This window comes from Halpernia frigidisoli, from assembly GCF_900113805.1.
GTDB lineage: Bacteria > Bacteroidota > Bacteroidia > Flavobacteriales > Weeksellaceae > Halpernia > Halpernia frigidisoli.
In genome coordinates this window covers 1-4172 of sequence record NZ_FOQT01000009.1, presented here as the reverse complement: position 1 = coordinate 4172, position 4172 = coordinate 1, and the positions used below count along the sequence as shown (strand labels likewise).

The window sequence follows — 4172 nt, the reverse complement described above, 5'->3', positions numbered from 1 at the left end:
AATAATAAAAAAAACAAGATGTAAATAAACTTTGATTTCAAGACGATATCTTTTTTAATATAGCAGGTAACGGTTGGGTATTTCTGTTGGCGGGGTTTTTATAACAAGTCTTTGTAAATATAACAAATTGAACAATTAGCGAAAATCTTGATGATAGGAACTTCCGACCCGCTAATATAAATACCTTGTTACCTGATGTGTTTTTAATCAAGTTGCCAACCAAAATCTTTTTCATCATTTGAAATTAGTATGCGGTTTGATTTTCCATTTACTATTTTCCAATGAGATGTATAAGTTCCAGCACCGTCGGAAAAATATCCAAATAATTTATAATAGTTTTTATATTTTACCAACTTAAATTGATTTTTAATAAGTTGTCCGCTAAAATTTGGATTATACATTTGACTAACGTCTAAATTAGTTGTTTTTCCATTAATTTTAATCGAAAGTTTAACAAGTTCATTTTTAGGATATTCAATTTGTAAATCCGAGCCAAACCATTTTTTATTGTCAATTTCACATATATGCTTTTCAGCTCCTTTTATGCAAAATTTCAGCAAATGTTTTGAATTGTCGAAGTTCCTGATTTTGTAATTTAAATGGACGTTTTTAGAAAGTGCAATTTCATTGTTTTTATTTTGTCCAGAATTATGAACAAAAAATAATAAGAAAAACAAGATGTAGATTAACTTTGATTTCAAGACGATATCTTTTTTAACATAGCAGGTAACGTTTTGGCGCTTGGCGAAGGTGGCGATTTTTACCACAAATGTTGATGCGGAGAACCAAACTTTGATTAGCCACAAATGTGTCTGCGGAGCTCTGAACCGCCACTTTTGCCAAGCGCCTGTTAGCTGCCGTTTATTTTGTAAACTTACAATCCTGGAATTTTTAAATTTTTGTCTGCCAATTCCGATGTTTGCTTTAATCGTTTAATTCTTGTTTCAGGGGTTTTGGCTAACTTAATCCAACGCAATATAAATCGCTGGCTAGATGCTCCAAATGCGTTGAAATTAATCGTTGCATTTTCGTATTTGTTTAATTCTGCAACAAAATCAGTAGGTTTAATTAAAGCATCTACATCATCCATAAAATCCCAAAGTCCACTTGCTTTGGATTTTAAAACTGCTTCTTTTCCTGCATTTTCTACAAGCCCTTTACTTTCTAGTTTTTTGTATCTGTCTTTATAGGTTTTTGTCCAATGCTCTACTTTACGAGGTGATATTAATTGCATCGTTTTCTCTTCATCTAATTTTCTTCTTATTCCGTCAATCCATCCGAAACATAATAATTCGTCTAAGACTTCTTGAACAGAAACGTATTTATCTGAAACGGTTTTTTTAAAAGTAACTAACCAAATACTTTCTTTTTGATGATGATTGCTCAATAGCCAATTTCTTAATTCTTCTTGAGTAGTAATTATTAACTGGTTAAAATTTTCTGTCTTTACCATCTTCTATTCTTTATTTGTTTGTGCTTATGGGTATTATAAAGCGTTGTTCAAAAAGTCAATCAATGGTTTAGCAGTTTCAAAACTTTTTAAAACAGTTTTAATAATATCTTTTGACTGCATTTCTGTATCACTAATTTTGTTTGTTGTAAAGTAACCTTTCATTTTTAAATATTCAATAGCTTTGCTGTTGGCATCAAATCCTTTAGGTGGTCGGCTTAATTTTTCTGGTGCTTGCACACCTTCTGCAAATACTTTTTTGAATAATTTATTTTCTACAATTTTGTTCCATTCTGAAAAATTATAATCAATTTCTTGTCTAAATTTTTGTAAGTCGGGTGGCATAGGCATATAAACTCCACCACCTACAAACGAACTATCCGGCTGTAATTGTAAATAATAACAAGCATTGCTACTATTCTTGCCACCTTGATTTAGCATTAGAAAGAAATTGGTTTTATAAGGCGATTTATCTGCTGAAAACCTAATGTCTCTGTTTAACCTTGTAATACATTTTTTAGGTTCTAAATTTGCATTAGCAATATTGTTGTCAAACATTGATAATCCTGCAATAATATTTTGCGAAAATGCTAAAAAATCGTTTTTAGCATTTTCGTGATTTTTTTTATTTTCATCAAACCATTCTTTATTATTGTTTTTCTTTAAATCCGCTAAAAACTTTAGTGTAGCTAATTGTATCATAATAGTAAATAAAATTTGATTAATTGAATTTGTATCCTTTAGCTAAATAACGTGAAGATGCCTCATCTCTTTCGGCTTTATATTCCATTCCAAAGCCTGTCACCATTCTGTTGGCAAAACCGAATAAAGCACATACAAATACTATATCTTCATATTGTTGCTCGGTAAAACCTTTTTTTAAAAAAGTTACAACTTGCTCCTTTGTAATTGTGTTTGAAACCACTTTGTCTGCTATTTCAAATATGTGTTGTAATTCGGCTGTAGGATTATTCACAAGATTTTTAGCTTCTTGACCACCTAATGCAAATACTGTTTCTTCGTGACCTAAATGGCAATAGCTACAACCAAATTTCTTAGAAACATAAGCACCAATTATTTCTCTGTCTAGTGCACTAAATGCACTTTGAGTATGCATAACTTCGTGAGCTAAATTAAAGAAGGCACCTACTACATTAGGTTTTTCTTTTAATAATCCCAACATTCCACCATTTTCGGCAATTTCAAACATTTTTAATTTACTTTCCATTTTATATTATTTTTTGAACAGCAAAATTATAATTTATGTAAAGTAGAAAATTGTAAAAATCGGTCGTTTTTATTTTGATGCAATTCCTTTGGATTTGAACCTGAATGTTTTTTTATTTCTTTAATAAAATGTGATTGGTCGTAAAAGCCTAATGATGGTGAAAGTTTACCTTTTTCGATATCTTTAAATGAGATAGAACAACGCAAAATGTTAGCATATGTCTTCAAAGATAATCCAAATGTGGAATTGAAATATCTATTTATTTGTCTGCTTTTCCAAAAAACTTTATTTGACAATTCTTCTACTGTAATTACTCCAAAATTTTTGTGAAGAATATTGAACACTTCCACTTTTCTGTTGTCAATTTTTATATTGTTTTTTAAATTGTTTGAATATTCGATTACAAATAATTTAAAATTATTTAGCGGTAGTTTGTCAATGCCTTGAAATGTATTATCAAGTATTTTTAAATCATTCACTATTTCACTAATTGGATTAGTAAAAATATATTCAGCCGATATAGGTTTGAATGTAACTCCAATAACAATGCTATCATTTGGAATAATTACATCCATTTGTTTTAACCAAATTCCATACAAGGTAACATCAATTATTTTATTTTTTGAAATTCTAATAACCAAATCAAAGTATCCATCTGGTAAAACGGTATATCTTTTCTCTTCTTCATTTGTATTATCAAACTGCCAAAAGAGTTTTATAAAGTCGCTTATATTTTTATTAGCTTCTATTTCTTGGTAATTCATCTTTGAAATTTCAATGTTTGTAGAGTGTCGGATTAAATGGCAGCTAACGGTTGGGTATTTCTGTTGGCGGGGACTTTTATAACAAGACTTTGTAAATATAACAAATTGAACAACTAGCGAAAATCTTAATGATATAAACTTCCGCCCCGCTAATAGAAATACCGTGTTACCAGCAGTTAATATTTTCGGAATTTATTTCGTATTATTTAAATATTTAATCAAAACTTCATCTTCAAGAACAATATGATCTGTTATATGATAAACTTCCTTTACCCAACTATGATGAAGTGCTTCATTTCTCGTTAACAATTTTCCAAGAATTTCATTTTTCCACGGCGAATCATTTGCGTCCAAGATTTCGATGTTATAATCTTGATTGTCTAACCACAAATTGAAAAGAAAAGATACTCGGGAAGAAGTTATGTCAGTTCCCCAATCTCCAAGAGAAATTAGACCTTTTACATTTTTTCTCTCATGATCTTTAGTGAATTGTGCGTAGTAAATTCCAAATGCATCATCATCTTTATAAATAAACCTCGTTAATTTGGTAGTAGTATTTCCACAACATTCGCAAATTTCTTCTATTGGTTCTTCAAATTCAATTTCTAACATTTGCGGTTGGTTTAATTGCTGGTAACGTTTTGCGTATTGGCGATGGTGCGGCCTTAACGCGGACTTTCTCTATTAAAAATAATGTTCGGAACATCTAAAATCGTCAAACTTGCGATTT

General features: G+C 30.1%; 6 protein-coding genes. All 6 read right to left on the bottom strand.

Going from position 1 to position 4172, the window contains the following annotated elements; translation table 11 throughout:
• Window positions 1-203: 203 nt before the first annotated feature.
• The gene (locus tag BM238_RS14445) at window positions 204-701 is read right to left on the bottom strand and encodes a hypothetical protein (protein WP_177205483.1); all 498 of its coding nucleotides are present in this window, start codon (window positions 699-701) and stop codon (window positions 204-206) included.
• Between the two features lie 173 nt (window positions 702-874).
• The gene (locus BM238_RS14210; protein WP_090082897.1) at window positions 875-1453 is read right to left on the bottom strand and encodes a YdeI/OmpD-associated family protein; all 579 of its coding nucleotides are present in this window, start codon (window positions 1451-1453) and stop codon (window positions 875-877) included.
• Window positions 1454-1486: 33 nt separating this feature from the next.
• On the bottom strand, window positions 1487-2152 hold the full coding sequence (locus BM238_RS14205) for a DUF2461 domain-containing protein (protein ID WP_090082895.1): 666 nt from the start codon (window positions 2150-2152) through the stop codon (window positions 1487-1489).
• A 19-nt stretch (window positions 2153-2171) separates the two neighbouring features.
• Window positions 2172-2678 carry a carboxymuconolactone decarboxylase family protein gene (locus BM238_RS14200; protein ID WP_090082893.1) on the bottom strand — a complete coding sequence of 169 codons (507 nt, stop codon included), beginning with the start codon at window positions 2676-2678 and terminating at the stop codon, window positions 2172-2174.
• A 26-nt stretch (window positions 2679-2704) separates the two neighbouring features.
• Entirely contained in the window at window positions 2705-3442 is a 738-nt protein-coding gene (locus BM238_RS14195) for a DUF6597 domain-containing transcriptional factor (protein WP_090082887.1), read from the bottom strand.
• A 192-nt stretch (window positions 3443-3634) separates the two neighbouring features.
• Entirely contained in the window at window positions 3635-4054 is a 420-nt protein-coding gene (locus BM238_RS14190) for a hypothetical protein (RefSeq protein ID WP_090082883.1), read from the bottom strand.
• Window positions 4055-4172 lie beyond the last annotated feature (118 nt).